The organism is Rothia dentocariosa ATCC 17931 (genome assembly GCF_000164695.2).
GTDB lineage: Bacteria > Actinomycetota > Actinomycetes > Actinomycetales > Micrococcaceae > Rothia > Rothia dentocariosa.
The window spans coordinates 118,445-144,148 of record NC_014643.1 but is presented as its reverse complement, the minus strand read 5'-3'; the positions used below and the strand labels follow the sequence as shown (position 1 = coordinate 144,148).

Annotated in this window: 21 protein-coding genes; 12 read left to right on the top strand and 9 right to left on the bottom strand. The window is 55.3% G+C overall.

Going from position 1 to position 25,704, the window contains the following annotated elements; genetic code table 11:
- Positions 1-87: 87 nt before the first annotated feature.
- Complete coding sequence (locus tag HMPREF0733_RS00585) at positions 88-951, top strand: PHP domain-containing protein (RefSeq protein ID WP_013397475.1); 864 nt, start codon at positions 88-90, stop codon at positions 949-951.
- Positions 952-1,063: 112 nt separating this feature from the next.
- Here HMPREF0733_RS00585 and HMPREF0733_RS00580 read toward each other — a convergent pair whose 3' ends face one another.
- The 4 genes from HMPREF0733_RS00580 to HMPREF0733_RS00565 form a co-directional block, all read right to left on the bottom strand.
- A complete protein-coding gene (locus tag HMPREF0733_RS00580) occupies positions 1,064-2,305 on the bottom strand; it encodes a DNA-methyltransferase (RefSeq protein ID WP_013397474.1) in 1,242 nt (413 codons plus the stop codon).
- Positions 2,306-2,312: 7 nt separating this feature from the next.
- A complete protein-coding gene (locus tag HMPREF0733_RS00575) occupies positions 2,313-4,055 on the bottom strand; it encodes a DEAD/DEAH box helicase (protein WP_013397473.1) in 1,743 nt (580 codons plus the stop codon).
- Between the two features lie 425 nt (positions 4,056-4,480).
- Positions 4,481-4,708, bottom strand: coding sequence for a DUF3107 domain-containing protein (locus tag HMPREF0733_RS00570; RefSeq protein ID WP_004005102.1), 228 nt, complete (start codon positions 4,706-4,708; stop codon positions 4,481-4,483).
- Positions 4,709-4,856: 148 nt separating this feature from the next.
- Complete coding sequence (locus tag HMPREF0733_RS00565; protein ID WP_013397471.1) at positions 4,857-6,104, bottom strand: glutamyl-tRNA reductase; 1,248 nt, start codon at positions 6,102-6,104, stop codon at positions 4,857-4,859.
- 276 nt (positions 6,105-6,380) lie between these two features.
- On the opposite strand from HMPREF0733_RS00565, the gene hemE reads away from it, so the two are divergent.
- From hemE to HMPREF0733_RS00520, 9 genes are all read left to right on the top strand, one after another.
- Positions 6,381-7,568, top strand: coding sequence for a uroporphyrinogen decarboxylase (hemE, locus tag HMPREF0733_RS00560; protein ID WP_013397470.1), 1,188 nt, complete (start codon positions 6,381-6,383; stop codon positions 7,566-7,568).
- Positions 7,569-7,615: 47 nt separating this feature from the next.
- On the top strand, positions 7,616-9,079 hold the full coding sequence (gene hemG / locus HMPREF0733_RS00555; protein ID WP_013397469.1) for a protoporphyrinogen oxidase: 1,464 nt from the start codon (positions 7,616-7,618) through the stop codon (positions 9,077-9,079).
- Between the two features lie 179 nt (positions 9,080-9,258).
- Positions 9,259-10,050, top strand: a complete 792-nt coding sequence (gene hemQ, locus HMPREF0733_RS00550) for a hydrogen peroxide-dependent heme synthase (RefSeq protein WP_013397467.1) — start codon at positions 9,259-9,261, stop codon at positions 10,048-10,050.
- Entirely contained in the window at positions 10,047-11,411 is a 1,365-nt protein-coding gene (locus HMPREF0733_RS00545; RefSeq protein WP_013397466.1) for a ferrochelatase, read from the top strand. Before hemQ ends, HMPREF0733_RS00545 begins: the two co-directional genes overlap by 4 nt.
- Before the next feature lie 75 nt (positions 11,412-11,486).
- Complete coding sequence (gene hemC, locus HMPREF0733_RS00540) at positions 11,487-12,602, top strand: hydroxymethylbilane synthase (RefSeq protein ID WP_013397465.1); 1,116 nt, start codon at positions 11,487-11,489, stop codon at positions 12,600-12,602.
- 3 nt (positions 12,603-12,605) lie between these two features.
- On the top strand, positions 12,606-13,505 hold the full coding sequence (locus HMPREF0733_RS00535) for a uroporphyrinogen-III synthase (protein WP_013397464.1): 900 nt from the start codon (positions 12,606-12,608) through the stop codon (positions 13,503-13,505).
- Positions 13,506-13,550: 45 nt separating this feature from the next.
- Entirely contained in the window at positions 13,551-14,546 is a 996-nt protein-coding gene (hemB, locus tag HMPREF0733_RS00530) for a porphobilinogen synthase (RefSeq protein ID WP_013397463.1), read from the top strand.
- Positions 14,547-14,851: 305 nt separating this feature from the next.
- Positions 14,852-17,704 (top strand): class I SAM-dependent DNA methyltransferase, encoded by a 2,853-nt coding sequence (locus HMPREF0733_RS00525; protein WP_013397462.1) that lies wholly within the window; start codon positions 14,852-14,854, stop codon positions 17,702-17,704.
- Positions 17,705-18,094: 390 nt separating this feature from the next.
- Positions 18,095-18,733 carry a hypothetical protein gene (locus HMPREF0733_RS00520; protein WP_013397461.1) on the top strand — a complete coding sequence of 213 codons (639 nt, stop codon included), beginning with the start codon at positions 18,095-18,097 and terminating at the stop codon, positions 18,731-18,733.
- Positions 18,734-19,206: 473 nt separating this feature from the next.
- On the opposite strand, the gene HMPREF0733_RS00515 is transcribed toward HMPREF0733_RS00520, so the two are convergent.
- The 5 genes from HMPREF0733_RS00515 to HMPREF0733_RS00495 all read right to left on the bottom strand — a co-directional run bounded on the left by HMPREF0733_RS00515 (position 19,207) and on the right by HMPREF0733_RS00495 (position 24,157).
- Positions 19,207-19,935, bottom strand: a complete 729-nt coding sequence (locus HMPREF0733_RS00515; RefSeq protein ID WP_013397460.1) for a DUF6318 family protein — start codon at positions 19,933-19,935, stop codon at positions 19,207-19,209.
- A 598-nt stretch (positions 19,936-20,533) separates the two neighbouring features.
- Positions 20,534-21,538, bottom strand: coding sequence for a hypothetical protein (locus HMPREF0733_RS00510; protein WP_013397458.1), 1,005 nt, complete (start codon positions 21,536-21,538; stop codon positions 20,534-20,536).
- A 160-nt stretch (positions 21,539-21,698) separates the two neighbouring features.
- On the bottom strand, positions 21,699-23,048 hold the full coding sequence (gene hemL, locus HMPREF0733_RS00505; RefSeq protein WP_013397457.1) for a glutamate-1-semialdehyde 2,1-aminomutase: 1,350 nt from the start codon (positions 23,046-23,048) through the stop codon (positions 21,699-21,701).
- Positions 23,049-23,259: 211 nt separating this feature from the next.
- On the bottom strand, positions 23,260-23,694 hold the full coding sequence (locus HMPREF0733_RS00500) for an EVE domain-containing protein (RefSeq protein ID WP_013397456.1): 435 nt from the start codon (positions 23,692-23,694) through the stop codon (positions 23,260-23,262).
- Between the two features lie 94 nt (positions 23,695-23,788).
- The gene (locus tag HMPREF0733_RS00495; protein ID WP_013397455.1) at positions 23,789-24,157 is read right to left on the bottom strand and encodes a VOC family protein; all 369 of its coding nucleotides are present in this window, start codon (positions 24,155-24,157) and stop codon (positions 23,789-23,791) included.
- A 74-nt stretch (positions 24,158-24,231) separates the two neighbouring features.
- On the opposite strand from HMPREF0733_RS00495, the gene HMPREF0733_RS00490 reads away from it, so the two are divergent.
- Both HMPREF0733_RS00490 and HMPREF0733_RS00485 read left to right on the top strand, forming a co-directional pair.
- Positions 24,232-24,678 (top strand): MarR family winged helix-turn-helix transcriptional regulator, encoded by a 447-nt coding sequence (locus HMPREF0733_RS00490; RefSeq protein WP_013397454.1) that lies wholly within the window; start codon positions 24,232-24,234, stop codon positions 24,676-24,678.
- 199 nt (positions 24,679-24,877) lie between these two features.
- Positions 24,878-25,594 carry a hypothetical protein gene (locus HMPREF0733_RS00485; RefSeq protein WP_041321517.1) on the top strand — a complete coding sequence of 239 codons (717 nt, stop codon included), beginning with the start codon at positions 24,878-24,880 and terminating at the stop codon, positions 25,592-25,594.
- Positions 25,595-25,704 lie beyond the last annotated feature (110 nt).

Below are 25,704 nucleotides of genomic sequence, written 5' to 3'. Positions count from 1 at the left end.
ATACCGCCGCTATTTTCCGCGGGAAATCGCCTTGAGCGAGGCGCTATCGCGGGTGATGCGGACGTGGGGTGCGTTAGAGTTAGAACTATGACCGAACGTTACGATCTGCATATTCACTCTGCAATTTCTGATGGCACTCAGCCGCTCACCGAATTAATTCCGCTTATTCACGAGGCGGGACTGACAGGATTCGCGCTTACCGACCATGACACCGCGTGCGGATGGTCGCAGGCGGCCGAGCTGGCGGGGGAGTACGGGCTGGATTTTCTGCCCGGTGCCGAGTTTTCGTGCCGGTACACGTATTGCGATGAGCAGGGGCGAAAGCGTACTAAGAGCGTGCATCTGCTGGCCTACGGGTATGATCCGCAATCCTCCGAGCTGGCGCGGCGAGTTGAGGAAATTCGGCGCTCGCGTGCGGGGCGGGCACGGCGCATCGTTGAGCTACTATCCGCCGACTACCCGCTCACCTGGGAGCATGTGCAGGAACAGACGGGTGAAGAGAACGCATCGGTGGGGCGACCCCATATTGCGGATGCGCTGATTGCCGCCGGAATCGTCGCCAGCCGTGAGGAGGCGTTCGGTCGTATTCTTTATGCGGGCTCACCCTACTATGTGCCGCAAGAGAGCATGGACCCGCTGGAAGCGACTCGGCTGGTGCGCGCGGCGGGCGGTGTGCCGGTGGTGGCGCATCCGATGAGTGAAAATCGTGGTCCTGCGTTGCCCCTTGAGTACCTGGGACAGATGGTGGATGCGGGCCTCGCCGGGGTCGAGGTCTACCATCGCGAAAATTCTGAACCGAACCGTGCGCGTCTGCTGGAATTTGCGCGCGACCGTGAGCTTTTAGTGACCGGTTCCAGCGACTACCACGGTGCGGGCAAACCGAATAGGCTGGGGGAGAATACCACTGCCCGCGAAACTGTTGAGGCGATCCGCGCCCAGATTCGCGGCTAAAGCTCACAGCCGAACTAAAGTCATCACTGTAACCCGTACACTTTGCCGCATATCGTATGGTTAAACCCTACGAAGATGCAGCAAAGTGTACGGCATACGCCGGGTCAGTCCGCTATGAAGACGCTGCCGTTTCCTTGACCTGCTTCCGTTTCTTCGTCAGCTCTTGGCGTTTGCGGTCTTTACGCAGTTTTTCGCGGGCCTGGGCGCGCAGCTCGCGTTCCAAAACATCGGTCGAGGGATGCCGCACAAACTGGCTGTGCGCCCCATCTATAGGCTTCACACGCTCCTGAATCTTCTTGCTCTGTTCTGCCAGTGCGCGCCGCGATGCCGCCGTGAGCGCATCCCGAGAGGTACCCCCGCGAACCCCCACGTGACGATGCGGAGTAAACAGCACCGCCGCACCGCGCGGCACGCCGCGGTAGTCGGCAAACGATTCAGCATCCACGTTCAGGCGTTTTGCCATAACCTCAATCGCGGGCGGGTTCTGATCCACACACACAAACCTGCGCCCCAATGCCGCCGCAGCCGCACCGGTGGTACCGGAACCAGCGAAGAAATCCAGCACCCAGTCGCCCGGGCGTGACGAAGCAGCAATCATCCGCTTGAGCAGACCCAGCGGCTTCTGCGTGGGGTACCCGGTCTTTTCCTTACCCGTGGGCGAAACGATCGTATGCCACCACACATCGGTGGGGAGTTTGCCGCGCGCCGCTTTCTCTTCGGTCACCAGACCGGGTGCCATATAGGGTTCGCGGTCTACCGCATCCGCATTGAAGTAGTATTCCTGCGGGTTCTTGACATACATCAAGATATTGTCGTGTTTAGTGGGCCAGCGCTTTGTCGATTTTGCGCCGTAGTCGTAGGCCCAAATAATCTCGTTGATAAAACAATCACGCCCAAAAATCATGTCACACATAACCTTGGCGTAGTGAACTTCACGCCAATCGAGGTGCAGGTAGAGGGTGCCATCCTCTGTGAGCAGACGGTGAGCCTGCCTAATACGCGGCTCTAAGAACGCCCAGTAGTCCTCAAAAGCATCGTGATAACTCGCAAGGGTTTGCAGGGCACTCGTGTAGCTTTTGCCCTGAAATCCGGTACGATTACCGTTGCCTTTACCCTGTTCTTCGCCGTCTGCAGCGGGGGCGGTTTTGAGGGTACGCCGGGTCTGGGTTTTGCCGGTGTTAAACGGCGGATCAATGTAGATCACAGTGAACGAGGCACTTGGCAGCTCGCTTAGATACGCCAGATTATCGGCCTGAACTACCAGCGAGGAACCGTTCGGATCGAAAGCTGGAATATCGTCGGTGTCTGACCGTTTGGGCACAGATGCGTCGGCGGAGGATACTGCTTCGCTCACTCGCTATTTACTCCTCACCCGATGCGGCATCAGACTTTTTTCGACCCGCTTTCTTGGCTGTGGTCCAGTCTGCTTTACCCTTATTCCCGGAACGGCGACGACTGCGGCGGCGCGACGAGCCTTGAGAATCTGTTTTCTCGACCGAGCTATCCTTGGCAGAGCCGGATTTCTTAGCCGATTTTTTCTCAGGGGCTTTCCCAGCGGTTTTCTCGGCGCGCGTCTCAACGGTTTCACCCTCAACGCGTCGGGTGCGGCGGCGCGGTCGGCGTTCACGCTTCGGTGCGGCATCCTTCGAGAATGAATCCTCCCCGCGCTTTTCGGACTTTGCCTTGCGGGAACCGCCGCGGGAGCCGCGGGATTTAGAACCGCGCGAACGCGAGCCCCGAGAGGAACGGGAACTGCCCCGCGAAGAGCGCGAGTCGCCATAATCATCAAGGTGCTCCGCATCTAAACCTTCGAGGGTCTGCTCGGAACGCGGCAGGCGGCCCTTGGTGCCCGGCGGAATATCCAGATCGTAGAACAGATGCTCAGAAGAAGAATAAGTTTCCACGGGGTCGGAAACGCCTAGGTCGAGCGCATCGTTAATGAGGCGCCACCGGGCAATATCCTCCCAATCCACGAAGGTTACGGCGGTACCCTCATGGCCCGCACGACCGGTACGCCCTGTGCGGTGCAGATAGGTTTTCTCGTCTTCGGGCACGCGATGGTTAATCACATGGGTCACGTCTTCCACATCGATACCGCGGGCCGCAACATCGGTCGCCACCAGAATATCCACTTTGCCGTTGCGGAAAGCACGCAAAGCCTGCTCGCGAGCGCCCTGGTTGAGGTCGCCGTGCAGGGGAGCGGCGGCGAATCCGCGCGCGATAAGCTCATCGGCAACGCGCGCGGCATCGCGCTTGGTCTTTGTGAAGATCACGGTGCGTCCGCGTCCATGAGCACGCAAGATACGGCCGAGCATTTCGTCCTTGTCCATATGGTGCACGCGGTAAACAACCTGACGAATCGAGGCTTTGGTCTTGGCGTGATCTTCCGGGTCTGCTGCGCTAATATGCATGGGCTTAGTCATGTATTTGCGCGCCATCGTGATCACCGGGCCAGGCATTGTCGCGGAGAACAGCATGGTCTGGCGGTCGGTGGGCAGGTATCCCATAATTTTTTCGACGGAAGGTAAAAAGCCTAGGTCGAGCATCTCATCGGCCTCATCCAACACCACCGTCTTAACCTGGGTGAGGGTGAGCGCACCGTGCTGGTACAGGTCGATCAGGCGCCCGGGAGTGCCGACCACAACTTCCAGCCCCTTGGTGAGCTGCTCAACCTGAGGCTCGTAGGGAACACCGCCGTACAGGGTTGCCACGCGGGCGTTGCGCAGTTTAGAGGCTACCGCTAAATCGTTGCCCACCTGAATTGCAAGCTCGCGGGTGGGTACCAAGATAAGCGCCTGGGGCGCCCCCGGCTTCTGCAGCGAACCCCACTGGTCGTCGTCACGGCCCACCACACGTTGAATCGTGGGGAGACCGAACCCGAGGGTTTTACCGGTACCGGTTTTTGCCTGCCCAATAATGTCATGCCCGGCAAGTGCGACCGGCAGGGTCATTTCCTGGATGGGGAAGGGGCTCACAATGCCCACGGCGGCGAGTGCATCGCTGATATCTTGGCGGACCCCAAAATCGGCAAAGGACTTGGGGGAAGACTGTGGTACTGAGGAAGGCTGGGCCTCATCGGTCGTCGCGTTTTGAGCGTCGGTCATCTCATATCTTCCTGCCCTGATCGGGCGGTTTGCGCCGCGCCCGTACCTGTGCGTGAGTGTGCACAGGTGTTATGCCGTGTAGCTGCCCAAGTACTGTGCTGTGGGGAGCACGGTGTGTTCACAACGCCGGGCTGGCGCTAGGTGAAGGAAGCCGATCGCGGGAAATTCATATTCCGAAGCCGAGCTCTTGAAGATGTACCTGCCGTAAAAGAACTCAGGCTCTCGGAAAGACGCGGTGTCTGGTATATCAAGAACGACCGGGCATCCACTTAACCCTTAAATCTTAACCCGTCTTGGCGTCAGATGCACCCTTACAGGTCGATATGTCGAGTATGCGTACTGTCATAGGAACGCTCGAAGCCCGCATTCATACGGCAAAACCGTGAATGCGGGCTTCGTAAAAATTATTGGGTGTACCCCTGCTGTTAGGCGCCGACACCGAACCCAACGCGGCGCTTCTCTTCAGAGCCGAGTTCAACATAACCGATCTGCTCACCGGGTACGAGGGTGGTTGCTCCCTTATCGTCGGTGATCTCAAGGAGGGAACCGTTCGTAATGGCGTCGGCTACCTTGGTGCGGATAGTCTCGACGCTTTCCTTGGTTTCGAGCGTAACTTCGCGGCTAATGTGACGAATGCCAATTTTGATTTCCATGATGACCCTTCAAGCCGTCAGCGGTGTTTTCTTCTGGATTTAGTGTACCGTGCCTGCCAGGCGGATGCCGTAAGGATGCGCGCATGATTCGCCTGTGGCTTAGGGCTGCGGTGGGATAAAGCGCAGCGTGCAGAAGATTATCCCGCAATTAGCGGTCGTCGATGGTGATTCCGTAGAGCGTTTCGAGTGCCGCAATGTAGTCGGAGGTCCGCCCCTGGGTTGCGAGCTGTTTCGCGCGTATCGTGGGGGTGTGCAGAAGGGACTTCACCATGCGGCGCATTGCGAGTTCGAGCTGCTCGGTGGCGGCGGTACAACCGAATTGGCTGCGTACCTTATCGAGTTCTTCATCCAGCACCTCCATAGTATGAGAGCGAAGCGCCACGATTGCCGAATCAATATTGCGGGTCTTTTGCCGTGCAGCAAAGGCCTGCGTTTCAGACTCGACGATGCGCTCGGCGGTAGCGACCGCCTCCTCAGTTTCTTCGGGGGCGGCCAAACGCACGGACTCTAAGGTAATAAGCTCCACCTGCGGCAGATCCGCAATAGCGGGATCAAAATCTCGGGAGAGCGCTAAGTCAAGGATTGTATGATGCCCCGGTGGAATTTCGGCGGGGGAGAGCGGGTCAGACCCGCCCGAGCAGCCAACAATCACATCCGCCTGTTCCATGGCCTTATACGTTTCACCTTTGGGAACCGCGCGAACATCGCGTTTTGCGGCAAACTCCGGGGCGCGGCCCGAACGGGAGTTAACCCAAATGTCTTCGCATCCGCGTTCACGCAGGGCTGCAATAGTAGCACCCGCGTAGGCACCCGTTCCAAAGACGAGAGCACGGCGGGTTTTCCAGTCTTTCTCGGCGACTGCATCCGCCAAATCCAGGGCGACCGAGACGATGGAACGCCCCTGTGACCCGATAGTGGTGTGTTGCCCAACCTGACGAGCGGTGTGCGCCGCATGCTCGAAAAGCTGTACAAGCTCCCCGGGAACCGTCCCTTCTTCTTGGGCATAGGCAAGCGCACGGCGCACTTGCCCGGCGATTTCGCGCTCGCCGACCACGGCGGACTCTAACCCGGATGCCACTGTAAAGAGATGTTTGGCGGCCTCAAGGTTTTCATAGATTTCAAAACTGTCTGCAATAAGTTCTGCATCGAGTTCAGATTTTTGCGCAATCTCGGCGTAGAGCATATCGCTAACGGGGCCTAAATGCTCGGCCACCGAGAGCTGCACATAAATTTCGAGGCGGTTGCAGGTTGCCAGCACAATAGTGCCGGTAACGCCCAAGTTTTGCGCGGTTTCGGTACGAAAAAGCTCGGGTATGCCAGCTGCACCGTTGCTCAGTAGAGCGACGGTGGTGAGATCGATGATCCTGTGTGATGCAACAAATGAGTACGTAGCCACTAGACAATAATCATAAACACATTTTTAGTCGGTGAGTGTAACCTAACGTGAGCTGGCTCCCAATAGTGTGAGTTTGTGTGAAAAGGTCCCGAACTATGCTCAACAAGGCCCAGCAAAGGACCGGTGTATAAAAACTTAGGGTAAATAAATTTTGAGATAGCTAAAACAGGTTTAAAAATAAGGTAAACCTACGCCAAAATTTATACGGGTTACGAAGGGGTACTTTATGACACCGTGTCATAAAAACAGGCGCGAAAACCTGTCAAACTAGAGGGTATGACCGAAACCCAGCAGCCCCAGCGAGCCGCCAATGGTGCAGATTCTCAACAGTCGCGCTCTACAGTGGGTGCTCACCCGAGAGATCGTCAGCGTGATTTGCTGACCGAGGCGCAGCTGTCGCGCCTGGATGCATCCCATCCTCTGCGTGCCGCTCAAACCGCCGATTCGCCGATGCTGCAGGCGCTCACCGGGCGCGCATCTGAGCATCGTCCGGTCTGGTTTATGCGCCAAGCGGGGCGTTCCCTGCCCGAGTATCGCAAGGCGCGCGAGGGAATTCCCATGCTGGACGCCTGTTTGACACCCGAACTTGCCGCCGAGATTACCGTGCAGCCGGTGCGCCGTCACAAAGTCGATGCTGGTATTTTCTTCTCGGATATCGTTATCCCCATGAAACTCGCGGGCGTGAATGTCGATATTGTGCCCGGCCGCGGTCCCGTACTCGAACATCCCGTGCGCACGCTTGATGAAGTGCGCGCCCTGCCCGAACTGACCGATGCGGCACTTGACCCTATTCGTGAGTCAGTCGCGGCAACCGTCGAAATGCTCGGTTCCACCCCTCTTATTGGTTTTGCGGGTGCACCGTTCACCGTTGCCGCCTATATGGTTGAGGGCGGCCCCTCCCGCGATCACCTGCGCCCCCGCACTATGATGCACGCTGATCCCGTTGCCTGGCGCGAGTTGGCACAGTGGGCCGCGCGCACCGCCGGGCAGTTTTTGCGGGCACAGATTGAGGCGGGCGCATCCGCCGTGCAGCTCTTCGACTCCTGGGCGGGCTCGTTGGGCGAAGCTGACTACCGCCGGTACGTGCAGGAACACTCCGCCGCCGCCCTGGGTATGGTTGAGGAATTTGGGGTGCCGCGCATTCACTTTGGTACCGGAACCGCCGAGCTGCTGCCCGCCATGCATGAGGCCGGTGCCGACGTGATTGGGGTGGACTACCGCCTGCCCCTTGATGAGGCGAACCGCAGGCTCAACGGCGCGGTGCCGCTTCAGGGGAATATCGATCCCGCGCTTTTAGCTGCTGGGCGTGAGACTCTATATGCTCACGCGGATGAGGTACTCGCCGCCGGGGCGAGCGCACCCGCCCATATCGTGAACCTGGGGCACGGGGTGCCGCCCACAACGGACCCGCAGGTGCTCACCGATCTAGTGACATATCTTCACGAACGCACCCGACGCCCATAAAACGGATACTCTTAAGAGAGGCAGTTAGAACCGAAACATTAACGGGGATGAATATGGTACATCAGCACAAGAATCATCATGCACCAAGCGCCATCGTAGTCGGCGGCGGCATTTCTGGGTTGTTGGCGGCGCGTCGTCTGACCGATGCCGGAGTGAACGTGACCGTCCTAGACCAGAACGATTATCTGGGGGGCGCCCTCGGCGCGCATAAGGTCGCCGGTTTGGTGCTGGATTCCGGTGCGGAATCCTATGCGACCCGAACCCCAACCGTGACAAACCTCGTCAAAGAGCTTGGTTTAGACGACCAGATTGTGCATCCCAACTCCCACGGTTCATGGTTGTATCTGCCTCAGGGTGCCCGAAAGACTCCGAGCACTGGAATTATGGGCATTCCCGGCGATCTTTCTGATAAATCTTTGGCTGGTGTGCTCGGTAAAAGCGGTCTGCGCCGCGCTCGCATGGATAAGGTGCTGCCTGCTTCGGTTGGAGCAAACGCAAAGACGCTGGGCGAACTGGTACGTGCCCGTATGGGTAAAAAAGTACTCGATAATCTGGTTGCGCCCGTGGTCTCCGGGGTGTACTCGACCCACCCGGATATGCTCGATATTGATGCCGTTATCCCCGGCTTACGCGAAGGGCTGAAAAAGCATAAGTCCCTAGCTGCCGCCTCCGCCGCGATACGCGCTCAAGCACCCGCAGGTTCGCAAGTCGCTGGACTTTCTGGGGGCATGCACTTGCTGATCGAACAGCTTATCGAGAAGATGCCCGCACCCGTGCGGTACATTCCCGAATGCGGCGTGATTGCGGTGGACCGTGACCCCATCACCAATGAATGGGTGGTAATTCGCCGCCGCAGCGACGGCGAAAAAGCCGCCTCGGTGGGCGCCGATTATTTGGTGATTGCTACCGATGGTTCCACCGCTGCGCGTCTGCTCGGACCGCATATTAAGGGAAGTTCTCTGCCTAATATTGACCCCGGCCCCGAGGTTGCTCTCGTAACGCTCGTTGTCGATCAGCCCGCGCTTAACTCGAACCCGCGTGGTACGGGTCTGCTGGTTTCCGAAGCTGTGACGAATGTGCGCGCCAAAGCGCTCACCCATGCTACCGCTAAATGGGCGTGGGTCGCTGAAGAGGCGGGTAAGAACCGCCACGTGGTGCGGCTTTCCTACGGCCGCGGGGGAGAACAGAGTACCTTCTCTGACGTTTCTCTTGACGAAGACCAACTGATCACTCTCGCCTTGCGCGACGCCTCGAAACTGCTCGATGTGCCCATTACTGCCCAAAATCTGGTGGATGCGGATGTGGTTCGCTGGAACGGCGTGCTGCCTCTCTCAACGCCCGGATACCGCGAGCGTGTGCAGCTTTTCCGTGAACGCGCGGCAGAACTCGATACCGTCTGCACGGTTGGTTCGTGGGCCGCAGGGTCCGGACTCGCCGCCGTGGTGCGCGATACCCAGGAGCAGCTGGATCAATTCATCGCACACATAACACAAAAACGCGCCTCGAAGTGACGAAGATACTTGCGGCTGCCCGCGCAGTGCAGGCACCGTGTTAACCAAAGAAAACAGAAGACAAAACCTCACGAGTGAGGAGCATAACCGCAGGCAGACTAAGATCTGTTTGGCTGAGACTCGCAGGTGAACATAAAACATTCAGCGAATCTTGGGCGGTTTTCACCGAAAGGAAGAAAATGTCTCACGAAGAACATCAGAATGCGGCTCACGGCTCTCATGGAAGCGGGTACGGGGGCGCGCCCAAAGGATATGCCGTGCAGCATTCCCCAGCTGATGAGAACAAACGCGGTCGTGAAGAAGGCGAAACCCTGCACTATACCCTGTACACCGTCTTCGCCCGTGCCGGGCAGCGTGCCGAGAGCGCATCCTCGGCGGAAGCTATTGCAGAGTTCGAGCAGCTCATCGAAGAGCTCAAAGCGGACGGCGTAACGCTGCGCGGACTCTACGATGTTTCCGCTATGCGCGATAACGCAGACGTTATGGTGTGGACCCACGGGCCGACCCCCGAAAAGCTGCAGGCAGCCGTGCGCAAGATTCGCCGTACCGCGCTCTTCAGCGCGACCACCATCGTCTGGTCGACTATGGGGGTGCACCGCGAGGCAGAATTCACCCGCAACCATGCACCCGCCTATGCACGCCAGAAGGCACCCGAGGCATGGGTATGCGTGTACCCCTTCGTGCGTTCCTACGACTGGTATTACATGAATCCCGAACGCCGCGCCGAAATGCTCAAGAACCACGGCATGAAGGCTATCGACTTCCCGCAGGTGCTCGCGAACACCGTGGCAACCTTCGGTCTGAACGACTACGAATGGGTACTCGCCCTTGAGGCTCCCGAACTTGTCGATCTGGTCGATATGATGCGCCACTTCCGTAACACCGAGGCACGCCTGCACGTGCGTGAAGAAATCCCCTTCTACACCGGTCGTCGTGTCAATGCCGCCGATGTCGCCGAGGTGCTCGCGTGAGTGAGACCGTACGCGCAGGGTGCTGCGGGAACATCCCGGACGATGTTTGCCCGAACGCTACAGACCCCGCGAATACCGCCTCCAACGGGCCAGCAGCGCTCACCCCTGAGACGCTAAAGTCGTACCGGGGGGAGTGCGGTATTACACGCTCTCGCACCGCCGTGCCCGCCCCCTATGACCTAGTGATTCTTTCCTCCTTCGGCGGGCCCGAAGGACAGGAAGACGTGATTCCCTTCCTGCGCAACGTTACGGCGGGGCGCGGCATACCCGATGAACGTCTGGAGGAAGTCGCCACCCACTACCGCGCAAACGGTGGTATCTCGCCCATTAACGAGCAGAATCGTGCGCTTTTGGTGGCACTTCGAGAAGCCATGCAGGAACGTGGGCCGCATATTCCGATCGTGTGGGCAAACCGCAACTGGAAACCCTATGTGACCGACGTAGTACAGCAGGCTTATGAGGAAGGGCACCGCAATATTCTGGTGCTCGCTACCAGTGCCTACCCCGGGTACTCCAGCTGCCGCCAATACCGTGAAGACTACGGCGTGGCGCTGGAGAAACTCGGTCTTCAAGACCGCATGCGCATCGATAAGATTCGCCAATTTTTCGATGCGCCCGGGTTCGTTGAGGCCTTTACTGAGGGCTTAGAGAACGGGCTGAAACAGGTTCGCAATACCGTGGCGGAGCGCATTGCTGACGGAACGGCGGCTGCCGGGAACGGGCGCATCCGCATTATGTTCTGCACCCACTCGGTGCCGACCTCTGCCGCTAATGAGGCGGGTCCGCGCGGAATCGACTACGAGGGTGGTTCCGCCTATGTGGAGAAACACCTGCAGGTGGCGCGCGCTATTCTTGCAAAGATCCGCGAACAGGACGAGAGCCTTCTGGATAACATCGACTGGGAGCTCGTCTATCAATCGCGTTCCGGCTCACCCTCCACACCCTGGCTAGAGCCCGATGTTAACGATGCCATCGATAAAATTGCCGGTGACGTAGACGGCATCATTATGGTTCCGCTGGGATTCGTCTCTGACCATATGGAAGTCCTCTGGGACCTCGATACCGAGGCGATGGAAACCTGCCGTAACCACGGTATCGTGGCGGTGCGCACCCCCACTCCCGGCGTGCATCCCGCCTATGTGGAATCGCTGCGCCGACTGATTGCCGAGCGTATGGCTGAGCCCGCAGAATCCGGCCACGACAGGCGCGAAAGCGTTTTCGGGGAGTCCATATCCGGCGAACTCGGTTGGTTCGATGAATGCGACCCCGACTGCTGTAAGCCCCTGCGCGGTCAGGAAAAGCCCGTAATCGCGGAGTATACCCCTAAGAAAACCTGTGCCTGCTGTCATGAGCACGTATAAGCGCCGCCGTATATACGGGATCCCATCCGAGTGATGAGCCCGCATATACGGCACCCATAGAACCTGAGGAGAACCATGAGCGACCCCTATATTCTCGGCACCCGAGGCTCAGCCTTGGCGCTCACCCAGAGCACCCTTGCCGCCGAACACATCGTTCAGATGTTCAACGCTCACTCCCGCGAACACGGCGCCGAACGCACCCTATCCTTTGACATCACCACCGTCAAAACCGACGGGGATGTGCTCACCGGACCACTCGCAACCCTCGGCGGCACCGGAGTCTTCGCCGCCGCACTGCGCCAGCGCCTTCTCGACGGTGATACCCCCGACGGAGTCGATGTTGCGGTGCACTCGCTCAAAGACTTACCTGCCGAACCGTGCCCCGGGCTCGTCATCGCGGCAATTCTTGAACGCGAAGACCCGCGCGATGCCCTGGTAGCGCGCGATAACCTCACCCTCGATACCCTGCCTACGGGCGCCCGCGTCGGTACCGGATCACCGCGCCGCGCCGCACAGGTACATGCCCTGCGCCCCGACCTTGAAATTGTCGATATTCGCGGCAACGTGGGCACTCGCATAGCCCGTGTGAAAGGGCTCGAAGAACACGGAAACCGCCAAGTCATCGTGCGTGACAGCGCCGAAACCGATGAAGCCGCACACCGTGGAATCGGTACCGAAAACACCGGTGATTGCGATGCCGTCATCCTCGCCGTTTCGGGGCTCAAACGCCTTGGCAAAGAATCCGTTATTACCGAATACCTTGACCCCTCCCGCATGCTCCCGGCCCCCGGGCAGGGCGCGCTCGCTATTGAGGTTCGCGAAACAGAATTTGCTAACCCCGATACCGCGACCTTATTCAACTCTGAAATTTCCCAGCCTGTGCGTACCCTGGGGGAAGCGCTTATTGCTGCCGACCACTTTGAAACCCACCTTGAGGTCACCGCCGAACGTCGTCTTCTGCGCCGTCTTGAGGCCGGATGCGCCGCTCCTATCGGTGCCTATGCCACCGTCAAAGACGGCGATCTTGTGCTCACAGCAGTTGTCGCATCGCCTGACGGTACCGAAAGCTTGCGCCACACGTCTGCCACCGGTGAGCTTGATGTTCCCGGCGCTGAACGACTGGGTATTCGCGTTGCCGAAGACCTGCTTCAGATGGGCGCCGCAGCCCTTGCCGGTCTTGAGGTGAAATAGAGCGTGGCTCGTGTTCTGCTGACCCGCACGGCGGCTCAAGGCGCGCCTTTTGAGCGTGCTTTGAACGATCTGGCTGCGGAGCGAGGCATTCCGAAGATTCAGGTGGATTTTGCGCCCATGCAGCTTCCCCGTACAGTTGCGCCTGAGTATTCGCTGTTTTCCTTGGTGAGCTTAGCAGCGGAAGGAGCCTTCCTCTGGGCAACTTTCACGAGTGCGAATGCGGTGCGTTCCTGCGCCGAGCTTTTTGGCACATCCTTTGCGTGGGCGCTGCGTGATGGCGGAACCCGGATCGCTTGTGTGGGGTCCGCAACGGCACGGGCGCTACGTGAGATCGGTTTGGAACCTCATTTTATGCCCGAAAAGCAGGACGCTCTGGGTATGCTCGCAGAATTTCCTACCGAGGGTGCCAATCCTGAGCTGGGCATCCCTGAGAGCCTGCGTAAGCCGCAGAATACCCCGGAATCTGCTGCATTGGGCTGGGACGATATGCTTTCTGCGCAGGCGAATGTACTCGTCTTTGAAGGGGCAAACGCCCGCCCAACTCTGCGTGAAGGGCTGGTGGGGTTAGGCTTCCGTGCTGTGCGTGCGGTGGTATACGAGATGGTGCCGGCGACCGCCTCCGTACTTGAGGCGGGAGAGATTTCTTGTGTGAATGCGCGTGAGCTTACTGCCGGTACTGGCTCGAATTCCGCCGCGGTAGACGTTATTATTGCCACCGCTCCGTCAAGGCTCAAAGAACTGGTGGGGGAGAACCCGAATCCTGAACGAATTCCGCCGGCGGTAGCTATCGGCAGCACGACCGCCCGCACATGCGAGGAGCTAGGACTGCGCCATAGGACGGCCGATTCTCCTACCCCGGAGGCCCTGGCTCTAGCAGCCATTGAACTGCTGCATTCAGCCTAGATGTATCTCGCTAAACATAGAAGTATTTTGTGAAAGGTTATGTCGATGAATCTTACCCGACGACCCCGCCGACTGCGCATCACCGCCGCGATGCGCGCCCTCACCGCCGAGACTGCGCTGCGTCCCGAGCAGCTTATTCAGGTGTTTTTCGTGCGCGACGGCATTAGCGAACCACAGCCGATTTCATCCATGCCCGGCCAGTATCAGCACACGCTAGACTCTCTGATTCCTGCCGTGCGCCAGGCTGTGGAGGCGGGCATTAAATGCATCGACCTCTTCGGCGTTCCGCTGGATGATGATAAGGACGAAATAGGCTCGGCGGCCTGGGACGACAACGGCATTTTGAACCGCGCTATTGCTGCCTGCCGGGCAGATTTTGGCGATGAGATTGTTATTATGGCCGATACTTGCCTGGACGAGTTCACCTCTCACGGGCACTGCGGGGTGCTTGTCGATGATGGTTACGGCACCATGATTGTCGATAACGATGCAACCGTGGAACTGTACTGCAAGATGGCAGTGTCTCAGGCACGCGCCGGGGCGCATACGGTATCGCCTTCGGGCATGATGGACGGACAGATTGCCGCAATGCGCGCCGCGCTGGACGAGGCCGGGTTCCAGAATGTTTCTATCATGGCGTATTCGGCGAAGTATGCCTCCGCGTTCTTTGGCCCGTTCCGCGATGCGGTGGAGTCTAGCTTTACCGGGAACCGCAAAACGTATCAGCAGGATCCGGCGAACCGCCGCGAATCTCTCCTAGAGGTGCAGACCGATATTGATGAGGGCGCCGATATGGTGATGGTTAAGCCCGCCGGAAGCTATCTCGATATTGTGCGTGAGGTCGCCGAGTTTTCACCTGTCCCGGTGGCGGCGTACCAGGTGTCGGGGGAGTACGCCATGATTGAGGCCGCCGCAGCAAACGGCTGGATCGACCGTCGCGCCGTGGCGTTGGAGGCGCTGCGTTCGATTCACCGCGCGGGTGCAGACATGATTCTCACCTACTATGCAGCCGAAGCTGCCCGCTGGCTGCGTGAAGACTAACCCTCGGAAGTCCCGTACTGACACTCGAACCCCGCACAGGTATATGTAAACCGAGCAAAGCTGCGTATACCTGTGTGGGTTTGCTGTGTTTGCCCCCGCTAGACGCGCCCCCGTTCTTGCTCAAACACGGACGAACGCGCTCGCTCCTGCGCTGCCCGCTCAAAACCCGCGACGGACGATAATTACCGCATCCGTAATTTGTTATGCGTTTTATGCATACCAATAGAGAAACATTAGGTTTTTACCTTTCTCACCGTGCACAATAGAAACGCTATATCACCACATCAATCAGGACTGGACATCTGATGCAGACTTACTATGATCGCACCTATATTCAGGGTGAGCTTAGCCGTTTCACGCAGCAGTGGCGGCAGAAAATTGACAGCCATAGACGGTCATCCCGCAAAAACTTCGAAATTAGCGAGACCCAAACCTTCTGGAATTCTCTTCTTGCGTGTTTTGGTATTAAACCCGGCACCGTCGCCGAGTTCGAGCGCCCCGCACGCCGCGCCAGCACCGGTAATCATGGGCGAATTGATATGTTTTGGCCTTCTGTACTTTTGGTTGAGCAAAAGACCGAAGGCAAAAACCTTGAGGAAGCGCTCGACCAGGCTCGCGATTACATAGCTGGTGGGAGTATTCCCGAAGAGAACCTGCCGCGTTACCTTGCGGTTAGTGATTTTGAGCGTTTCATATTCGTGAACCGGCGCACTGGTGACCGGGAAGAGTTCACACTCGAACAATTACCGGATCGCTACGACACTTTGAAATTCCTAGCGGGCGAAGAAGCTATTAGCGCCGAGGAACAACAGGAACTCACGATAGCCGCATCGAAAATTATGGCGAACCTATATCAGGCGATGATGGGCGATACTGATACTCCTGTCGGTGAAGAAGCCGCGCAGAATGCCGAAGATGAAGACCTTCGCGTGCAGGAAACTTCAATGTTCCTCACCCGTATCCTTTTCCTGCTCTTTGGCGATGATGCCGGTATTTGGGAAATGCATCTCTTCACCCGGTTCCTGCGTAAGCACACCCGCGAAGACGGTTCAGACCTGGGCACGCAGATTAATGCTCTCTTCGAGTATTTAGATACCCCAGAATCTAAACGTACCCGCATGCGTCATGTACCCGAGCTGATGGCTCGATTCCCCTACGTGAACGGGTCTTTGTTCGCCGAGCGCACCCCGACCGAGTATTTTACGCGTGAGCTTCGCGAACAGCTGTTGATTGCGTGCGGTTTCGACTGGTCACAGATTTCAACCGCTATTTTCGGGTCTATGTTCCAGCTGGTGAAGTCACGTGAGGCGCGCCGCGCAGCGGGGGAACATTACACCTCAGAAGAGAATATTCTCAAGACCATAAACCCTCTCTTTCTAGATGATTTACGCGCTCGTGCGGAAAGCCTGATCGCTTCCACCAAGGGATCTAAGACTAAGCGAGCTGAGCTTGCGGCGTTTCTTGACGAGCTTGGGAGCATGCACTTTATGGATCCGGCGTGCGGTTCGGGGAACTTCTTACAGGTTGCGTATATGCGGCTGCGTGAGCTTGAGACTCGGGTACTGACTGAAATCCACCGGCTAGAGGATTCGGGTGGTTTTACACTGGATGCATCATTGAATACTCGCCTGTCGATTTCGCAATTTCACGGGATTGAGATTAACTGGTGGCCTTCAAAGATTGCGGAAGTCGCCATGTTCTTATCGGAGTTTCAGGCTGATCGCACCCTGGCGCGTGCCCTGGGCCAGGTTCCCACACGTTTGCCGATTACGTCGGTAGCTCATATTGTGCATGCGGATGCTCTCACCACCAATTGGCGTGAGATGATTCCGGCAGAAGCCACTAAGGTCTTTGTCTTTGGTAACCCGCCGTTTTTGGGACAGTGGACGATGTCTAAAGCACAGACTTCCGCTATGAAAACAGTGTGGGGCAAAGATTATGACGGCTACCTGGATTTTGTGACCGCTTGGTTCTGGAAAGCGGTACAGTTCTTTGATCAGGATTTTGAGGGCGAATTTGCTTTCGTATCGACTAATTCTATTGCACAGGGACAACCGGTTCCGGCCCTTTTTGGCCCGATTTTTCGGGAAGGATGGCGCATTAAATTCGCGTATCACACGTTTCCGTGGGATTCTCAAGCACCCGGTCAGGCTGCGGTACACTGCGTGATTACCGGGTTCACCCGCTCTGAGGACTATAAACCGCGCCTATTTGAATATGACTGGAACGCGAGGCAGACTCGTGAAGCGGCAGACGTCAAAAATATTAATGCCTATCTTTTGGACGCTCCCAATATCCTGGTCAAGAAACGATCAAAGCCATTGGCAACGCAGCTTCCACCAGTACGTTTCGGTTCTAAGCCAGTAGACGGTGGAAACCTCATTGTGGAAGAAAAAGATTATGCTGAAATCTCAAGCGATTCTATAGCAGCTAAATATTTACGGCCCTTCCGCATGGGTAAGGAGCTCGTGCGCGGGCTTGACCGATGGTGCCTATGGCTTGAAGATGCGAATCCGGCAGATATTACCAAGAGTCCGGTGCTTAAGAAGCGCACCGAAGCTGTCCGAACTGTGCGTGAGAAAAGCCCTAAAAAGGCAACGCAGGAACTTGCCTCAGTACCACGTCTCTTCGCTGAAATACACCAACCAGATACGAGCTATGTTGGCATTCCCCGTGTAGTTTCAGAAACGCGCCTTTTTTATACGGTGGCGCACCTTTCCTCTGATGTTATTGCCGGAGATAAGGTATATACCGCTATTGATCCTGACGGCTTTCTCTTTGCCATTATTAGTTCTTCTATGTTTATTACCTGGCAGAAAGCAGTTGGTGGTCGCCTGAAATCTGATTTGAGTTTCTCGAATACTATCGTTTGGAATAATCTTCCTCTTCCCGAAGTAGCTGAAGATTTGCGCTCAAAAATTATTACGGCGGGGCAGAAAATTCTTAAAGTACGCAAGGCACTTGCGGAAAAGCACAATGGTCGCGTTTCGCTCGCGGATATGTACAATCCGCTAGCCATGAATGCTGAGCTATTGAAAGCTCATAAGGAACTGGATCGTCACGTCGACAAGGCGTTCGGAGCCGCCAAGCTGTGCGCATCCAACAATAAACGCCTCGAAATCCTCTTCGCCCGCTACGCAGAACTTACGGCAGAATAACTGCTGCTACTCACCAGTTCGGTGCAGAAACTCCATAGTCTCTGTACCGAACTTTTTTGCGGTAATGAGTCAGTCTACCGTAATCCAAACAATGATATAGGCATTAGTCGCGGCGTATGCCACGAACAATGCCGTATCCCAAGACATAGCACACCAGTAAATCCAAAAACTTTGCCGCGGGAGACACTATTCCATTTGGAATAGTAATTAAAACGGCTAAAACCAGAAGAATAATCCCGTAGCCTATCTCACTATTTATAAAATCTGGATCAAGATACGTTATCTTATGAAAATAAAAGAGTGACAATTTTGGTGGCAAAATATTTTATCTGAGTGTAGGGTGAAGGTATAGAAGTTTTCAAGTTACCTAAAAGAGTAAGAGGAAGATCTATGGTTGCGAACGTTTACATTTATTCCCACAGTATCTCTGGGAGTACCTATGCAAAAGCTGAGGAAGAGCTAACTTCCTATTACGAAGGACTGGGGTATAAAGTCATTCGGGGTCAGTATCCTACCGGCTTGGGTAGTGTCACCTTGCCTGCCTCAGTATCACTATTGCTTAAGGTTGTATCTGTAGCCGTAAAGCTCGGACGTCCAATAGCGACTATCGTTTCACAGGGACTTCGTCAATGGTCTATCAACCAAATTATTGGTGGTAGAGATCGTACTCACGGGTTTATTCATATACAGTCTATTCCAATGGTTAGCGATGAATCACATGGTGTTTCTCGAGGTATCAGTACTGACAACTTGTTGTTGTCGTTAGTACGTGCTACGGAGATTATCCGGGAGAACACAGAACCTTTCCGTGTTGTTCTTAAGGGTGTTGGTGATGGACATAGGGGAGATAAAACATATATCAATGGTTTACGTTGTGACAAGAACACGGTTCGTCCACTTGCTAGGATTGCCAAAGTTTATCGTCAATTTTCGGATGAGAACAACCGCCAAGATCTTCATTTTGCTTTTGAGGAGCGCAAGGTTTTAGGCCCCAAATTAACCTGGCATCTTGCGCAAGAAGACAAATGAATAGGGATATTTTACGTGTACCTCTCAGATCCAGTACCCAGAAGTGTTCATGATAAGAAAGCTGCTCAAGAGAGGGGCTCTTCAATCTGAGAACATCACAGCAGATATGAGGTATTAGAGCGCAGGTTGCACAACAGCTCGTGAAGAAAAACCGTAGCAGAAGCATCTACATTGTATTGTCGGCACAATTAGGCTTTAGGAGGTATCTGGTACGTAATTAAGCGGGTATCTCTCATAGAAGTCATGAAAGAGTCTTTCCTGAGAGCGTCGCTTACCACACTACCTCAGGCTACGAAGGCGTTCTTGATGGTATTTGGGTTATAGCTCTGGAAAACCTACGAATAAACTTCACTGGTGTTTCGATTGACATAGTATGTCATCACCGAATGACCCTGACAATAAATCCCCGCCAGCGCATCCATTATGAATGCTCCGGCGGGGATTAACACGGCTAGGAAAGCAAAATCTAAGAATTATTTCTGGGCTTGCTTGCGGGTAATGCTGTCGATAATCCAACCTGTTTCTTCATAATGAACGGTGAGCGTGTAAAGATTATCGGCATAGTTGGTATTCCTGCTACGTTTATGCCGCCCATCTGCGCCTACGGTGATGATATAGGACCATCCCACGAAGAAATCCCAGGAATACACGCCGTTACCCTGATGAACGGGGTCATTTCTGAAATCATAAGAGCGCTGCTCACCGCCGATAATCCAGCCACCGTCGTGGTACAGTTTTGCATCTGCGTTGTAAGCATTAATCTCTTCGACGAGGTTTTTAGACACAAACTTATATGCCTCGGTGTAATCACCTGTCTGCATGCCGTAATTGCGCCATTGCGTCCATGCCTTCATGCTTTTCATCATGCCGTCAAGGGTGGGTTCGGTGTAGCCAGGTGGATTTGTGGGTTTAGGAACATTCTGTGCCGGGCCGTAAATATCGGCCGCCCGGAACTCTCCCGCAGGAGCTTTAGACTTGCCGGAATATTTGGGGCCGGATGAGCTGGGTGCGGCACTGGGTGAATCGGCAGGTTCGGGAGGCTCGGTTTCAGGCGCGGCGGTGCTGCTGGTTGTCGTGCTGGGCCGTGCCCCGGGCTTGTCCTCGTCGTCGCAGGCGGTCAAGAGCGCTACCAGAGACGATGCCCCTAGAAAACCGAACGCGGCTCGGCGTGTACAGGTGATGAAGTTATTGCTGATGCTCATCGGTGAATTGGCTTTCTGAGTTGTAGTGGTTGGTGAATAATCGGAAGTGATATGTACCCCCACAGAAGAACCTCAGCATTACACAGCAGGCGAGCTAACCGACGATGGTGTGACGCATACTCTCGGCCTGAATTAGCCGATCCGGAAGGTTCGCGCCCAGCCGCAGAACGTTGTGATCTTCTTTAGGGAAGGTCAAGGCAATCTTTGAGGATTCGCCGAGTACTTTGCGAGAGCCGCGTCTTATATCCGCATTTCATGGTGCGGATGCGCAAAACGGTACGCACGATACAGGGCAGAAGATCCTCAAAAGAGTACCTCTAGTGCAACTGTACGACGAATAAGCGTTTTGTGCGAACCAATCACAAAGTTTACGTAAAAAATATTTAATTTAATAGGATATTCTCAGAAAACCGTTGAAGAAATATAGAAGATTTACTTTACTGTCATAACTTTTAGTGCTGGATTGAGGAGATATCGGCAAAAGGCGAAGAATATTCAAAGATAGGCTCTCCATAAAACGTGAGACCCGCATTTCTGCGATAGCGTCACGACAATAGAGAACCCATCTTTGTACCTGTGCAGCAGAGCGAGGAAAACTCTAATGTGTCTGCTTGAAAGATGCGCGGTTTGCCGCCTCCTGAGCGTATTTACCTGCTGGAATATAGCCTTTGGTGGTACAGACAAGGCGCGCATCCTGCCGGTATTCGTCTAGCCGTTCACGATCGGCGGGGGAGTTTTCGTCTGCCCAGCGTTCTTGTTCCACGCGGAAAGCGATCTGTCGAGTTAGATATTCAATGTGCGGGTTTTGCAGTTCCCAGTTTCGTGCAATAACGCTGCGGGTGCCCCAAGGAATTTGTAGTTCTATTTTCCACTGCGAAACCTGTTTTGCATCGGGGTTAAGGTCATCCGGGTTTTTAGGGATAACACGGTAACCGATAATGTCACGGTAAGGAATATTTCGTGCACTGCCCAGAGTTTTACTAACCCGCATATGGTGAGGTGTAAAGACTGTATACATGCCCGTGTGCACAAAAATTGCCCATAGCCCTTCCAGAAGTCCGATAGCGAGAACTATCGTTCCAAATGTAACCGTGGGTGAGATATCGAAATCGGTCAGAGAGAGCAGAAATATAAGAGTGCACAGTGCGAATACTATTGCGCCCACGATAACGCTCCAGCTGGTCTCGCGCACTAGCTGAGAGTCAGGGGTATCTGGTTTAAAACGCAGCGGTTTACTGAGTGCCCCTAAGGTAGCAGCATAGATTTTGGGCATGCCAACCGCGCGGTTATCCGGGAACGTACCATGGGAGATGCGGTAATTCCGCCGCCCGATTCGCGCGCCTGCATACACCATGAGGAAGGGGAAGAAAAGCGCTACCGGGCGGATGAAATCGCTAATATCCCAGAAAAGCATGAAAAGAGACGCTGCAACAAACCAGGACCATATGTACAGGAAGAAATGCTTATAGGCCCAGAACCATTGAGCGTGCTCGTCTTTGAGCGCATACTTTTTGCGTACACGTACCGGATAGACCGCCTCAATGAGCAGGCATAACCCCAAATACACGATGAATGCTATAAGCCAAATATCCCGAAAGTCCATAACAGCATTTTACGTTGTTCGCTTTTGCGATGCTCACAGTATGGATGAATATCTCAGAAAATACCCGCCGCCAGCAAAGCTGAGAAGCTGCTGCTGACGGCGGGCAGAGTTCGGAATTTATAACGAGATTTTGCGGGAAAGCGCTGGGTCAGAGGATGTGCTACGCCTTAGCCGCTGCACGTGCCGCGCCCGGCAGTGCCTCAATGATGCGTTCCATCGCGGCGTCATCGTGCGCTCCGGAGAGGAACCACGCCTCAAAAGCACTCGGGGGAAGGTATACGCCAGCATCAAGCATGGCGTGGAAAAATGCCGTGTATTTGGCGGTAGCAGAACCCTTAATATCGGCGTAGTTGTGCACGCCGTGCTCGCCGGTACCAAAGGCAACCGAGAACAGGTTGCCTGCCGTCTGAATCGAATGATCCACCCCGGCGTCGGTAAGCGCCTGCGTCAGTGCAGCCTGCAGCTGTTCCGAACGTGTATCGAGCGTGCGGTAGAGGGCATCATCGGCAAGTTTGAGGGTCGTAATGCCGGATGCCACCGAGAGCGGATTACCCGAGAGCGTGCCCGCCTGGTAGACGGGGCCGGTCGGCGCCAGATACTCCATCACCTCACGTTTACCGGCGAGTGCGGCGATCGGCATACCGCCACCGATCACTTTACCGAAAGTGAAAATATCGGGAACCCAGCCGTTATCTTCGGGAGCAAATTTACCCCAGTACCCGGCAGACGAGACACGGAAACCGGTCAGCACCTCATCAAAAATCAACAGGGCATTATTGCTCTGAGTAATTTCGCGCAGACCGCGGTTAAAGCCCGGTTCGGGAGTCACCACGCCCATATTGCAGGGGGCGGCTTCGGTAATAACGGCGGCAATTTCTCCCGGATGTGCGGCGAAAGCCTCACGCACGGCGTCAAGATCGTTGTAGGGGAGCACGATAGTTTCGGATGCGGTTGCTGCGGTCACTCCTGCCGAGCCGGGTAGGGCGAGAGTCGCCACGCCGGAGCCTGCCTCAGAAAGCAGCGCATCCACATGCCCGTGATAGCAGCCCGAGAATTTGATAATTTTATCGCGCCCGGTGATGCCGCGTGCCAGACGAATAGCAGTCATGGTGGCTTCGGTGCCGGTAGATACCATACGTACCTGCTCGATTGCGCCAGGGATCGCGGTGTTGATGCGATCGACCACAAGCTCTGCGAGCTCTGCCTCGGGCGCGGATGCAGCGCCGAATGACAGTCCGCGTGAGGCAGCCTCCTGAACCGCCGCAACAACCTGCGGATGCGCGTGCCCAAGAATCGCCGGACCCCACGAACAGACGAGGTCCACGTATTCGTTGCCGTCAGCATCATAAATATAGGGGCCGGATGCACGGTCCACAAAGGCGGGCGTGCCACCCACAGAGTTGAAAGCGCGCACGGGGGAGTTTACTCCGCCAGGAATGACGGAACGGGAGCGTTCAAAAAGCTCTTCGCTGTGCTGGTGTGCGAGGTGGTGTTCGGCTGATAAGCTCATGGGTAACCTTTCGTGTGTGGGCGCTTGGAAGTCTCTTATCCCATGATAGGCGGTTATCGGTCATCGGACAGCGACGCTGCGTCAATACCTACGAGTTTGGGCGAGCATCCGTCCGATTACAAAGGATTGAGTGGCGTGGTTCTCGATGAACCGACCGCCATACCTTGTTTCTATACCGTAAAGCTCTGCATGCTGCCATATGGCTGGCTGCCTAACACCTATCGGGTGTTATCTCGTGCTTGCTCGCCATCATGTAACGGTAAATGTGCTCGAAGAAATCGTGCGAAACCTCAAAATGCCCGTACCGCAGCTGCTTCGCATAACTCCGCCATTCGGGGTGCTCGCGTGCTACCTCAATCGGACACGGATGCGGCGCATCCTGAAACACAACATCACGCCTGAACGGCTCAAAATTTTCGGCCATGCGGAACTGGTAGACTCGGTCGTCCACAATCTGCCCCACAGCGGTAAAAGCCTGAACTTTTTCACCAGAGTTCATGCCGGTTTTAGGGCTGTAATACAGAATCCAATCTCCCTGTTTCATGCGTGCTAGCGGTACCTGTTTGCCGTGGCAAACCTGGCAGAATCCGCCCGCAACGCCGAGTAAAACATGATCGCGTGAGGCTACTCCAACCCAGTAGCGCATAAGAACCTCCTAAAACTGTGAAGAGCACCAAGAGTCCGGGGCTATCACGGTATTGATAAACCCCGGACTCCAGATTATGTCTTGAATCGGATCGTTAGACCCGATCGTGTACCGTCACCGCGTACCCGTCCGGGTCAGCAAAAATAATGTTCTCACCGAAAGGCCCGGATGTTGGCTCTTGCAGGATGCGCACGCCAGCTTCCTTGAGCTTTGCGTGAAGACTCCGTACATCGTTGCCGTGCATCCACAGGGCCACACCCAAGCCGGGGCGCGAAATTTCGTCAAGGTTTACCCCGGGTAGCGGCTCGCGTACGGCGAAGGGGATGGGCTCAGTTGCGAAGACCACGGCATTCGGCGGCGCTTGCGGGGTGCGGCGCAAGCCGAGATAGGTTTCGTAGAACTGCGCGGAACGCTCAAGATCGCGCACCTGCAATGCGATGAAGCTAGGGCCAGTCACCGTCATGATAGTCCTCCTCAAGTAGACCGTATCTTATATGTCAGAATACTGACATTAACAGCATATGTCAGAATATTGACATGAGGCAAGAGGAATTTAACCAACTTATTGGATATCGACTCAAAGAAGTGCAATCACTGCTGCGCTCGCGCATGGAAGAGGTTCTGCGCCCGCTTGGGATTACCGTTGCGCAATACGTGTGCCTGGAAATTCTAAAATCTACCCCGGGTGCTTCTAATGCTGAGCTGGCGCGGCAGGCTTTCGTAACCCGCCAAACGATGAATACGCTTTTGCGAGGGCTTCAAGAACGCAGTTTGATCGAGCGAGCAGAACAAGCCCCCCGAGGTCGCGCGCTACCGACCATACTCACAGCGGAAGGGGAGCGTGTGCTCGATCAGGCGACCGGGCGCATCCGCGATGTTGAGCAGCACATGGTGGGTGGGCTCAGCGATGCGAAACGGCAAGAATTATGGGATTTGCTGACGATCTGTATTGAAGGGCTGCACGCTGGAGGGTCAAAGACCTGATGCAAGGAGGAGCAAAATCTTCCCTCTAAGACTTAAATATCCCGTATTGGAGGAGATGTAATGCTAGCCTTGAAATGCCAATAAAGAACAGAATGGGGGACTCTGGCACCAGTTGCGAGAATCAGAATATTTAGACACTCACCAAAGAATTATTTAAATAATCTATAGAACGTCAAGGACCGTGGGAGGATGTACACCTGTGAATACATCAGTTTTTGTGAGTGCAGGTATTGTTGGTGGTGTGTTGCTTACCTGTGCAGCGTTACATATTACCTATTTGGGGATGAGAGCTAAACGTGAGAGCGAAGCAATGCTTCGGCGGGCACGATACCCGTGGTGGATTCTAGTGATTGTTGATATTTTTCTGGTGGGCTTTGGCAGTTTCTTTGCATTTGTTCTTTCTGTCATTCTGACGCCAAGCGCAGGGACTCCTATAGTCATCGTACTTTTTGCTGTACCGATGTGCCTAATATTCGCATTCTTTATTTTTATTATTCTCCTTATACGTGGTCTCACGATTCGGTATATCGAGCTTGTTCCTTCGGGGTTTGTCTTTCGTAGTGGTTTTGGGCGAGTGCATAATATTCCTTTTTCTGATATCAAAGGGTACGATTATCGCCCAGCTCGATTTGATTTCGAAGGAACCCTTCGCGTGTCTATGGGAGATCGACACGCTGTGAATACTTCCCGCGGCGATAGGCTCCGCGTGATCAATCACGAAGGTAAAAAAATTCTTCAGACACAGGTACGTCATTCGGCCATGCCGGATTATGTGGGACAGTGCTTGATGTTTCGCGGTATGCAGGAACGATGGCCTCAGCTGGGGTACTCAGAGGATGAAAAAATTCTGGCGGAGTACACGAAAGATGTGGTTGTCAGGTATCTAACCGTTAATCGATGGCGACAGGATTTTTAAGGGAGGAACTGTGCATGAGACCTGGGTACCTCTCAGGGTATCCTGGTAGGGAAATATCACCGATGATATGGAGTTTCTATAATGGTTTTTGCCTGGATTGCCGTGGCAGC

Excerpts from the sequence above, each read along its gene's own strand:
- HMPREF0733_RS00585 (WP_013397475.1), top strand. The coding sequence starts at position 88 with ATGACCGAACGTTACGATCTGCATATTCACTCTGCAATTTCTGATGGC.
- HMPREF0733_RS00575 (WP_013397473.1), bottom strand. The coding sequence starts at position 4,055 with ATGACCGACGCTCAAAACGCGACGACCGATGAGGCCCAGCCTTCCTCA.
- HMPREF0733_RS00570 (WP_004005102.1), bottom strand. The coding sequence starts at position 4,708 with ATGGAAATCAAAATTGGCATTCGTCACATTAGCCGCGAAGTTACGCTC.
- hemE (WP_013397470.1), top strand. The coding sequence starts at position 6,381 with ATGACCGAAACCCAGCAGCCCCAGCGAGCCGCCAATGGTGCAGATTCT.
- hemG (WP_013397469.1), top strand. The coding sequence starts at position 7,616 with ATGAATATGGTACATCAGCACAAGAATCATCATGCACCAAGCGCCATC.
- hemQ (WP_013397467.1), top strand. The coding sequence starts at position 9,259 with ATGTCTCACGAAGAACATCAGAATGCGGCTCACGGCTCTCATGGAAGC.
- hemC (WP_013397465.1), top strand. The coding sequence starts at position 11,487 with ATGAGCGACCCCTATATTCTCGGCACCCGAGGCTCAGCCTTGGCGCTC.
- hemB (WP_013397463.1), top strand. The coding sequence starts at position 13,551 with ATGAATCTTACCCGACGACCCCGCCGACTGCGCATCACCGCCGCGATG.
- HMPREF0733_RS00525 (WP_013397462.1), top strand. The coding sequence starts at position 14,852 with ATGCAGACTTACTATGATCGCACCTATATTCAGGGTGAGCTTAGCCGT.
- HMPREF0733_RS00520 (WP_013397461.1), top strand. The coding sequence starts at position 18,095 with ATGGTTGCGAACGTTTACATTTATTCCCACAGTATCTCTGGGAGTACC.
- HMPREF0733_RS00515 (WP_013397460.1), bottom strand. The coding sequence starts at position 19,935 with ATGAGCATCAGCAATAACTTCATCACCTGTACACGCCGAGCCGCGTTC.
- HMPREF0733_RS00510 (WP_013397458.1), bottom strand. The coding sequence starts at position 21,538 with ATGGACTTTCGGGATATTTGGCTTATAGCATTCATCGTGTATTTGGGG.
- hemL (WP_013397457.1), bottom strand. The coding sequence starts at position 23,048 with ATGAGCTTATCAGCCGAACACCACCTCGCACACCAGCACAGCGAAGAG.
- HMPREF0733_RS00500 (WP_013397456.1), bottom strand. The coding sequence starts at position 23,694 with ATGCGCTACTGGGTTGGAGTAGCCTCACGCGATCATGTTTTACTCGGC.
- HMPREF0733_RS00495 (WP_013397455.1), bottom strand. The coding sequence starts at position 24,157 with ATGACGGTGACTGGCCCTAGCTTCATCGCATTGCAGGTGCGCGATCTT.
- HMPREF0733_RS00490 (WP_013397454.1), top strand. The coding sequence starts at position 24,232 with ATGAGGCAAGAGGAATTTAACCAACTTATTGGATATCGACTCAAAGAA.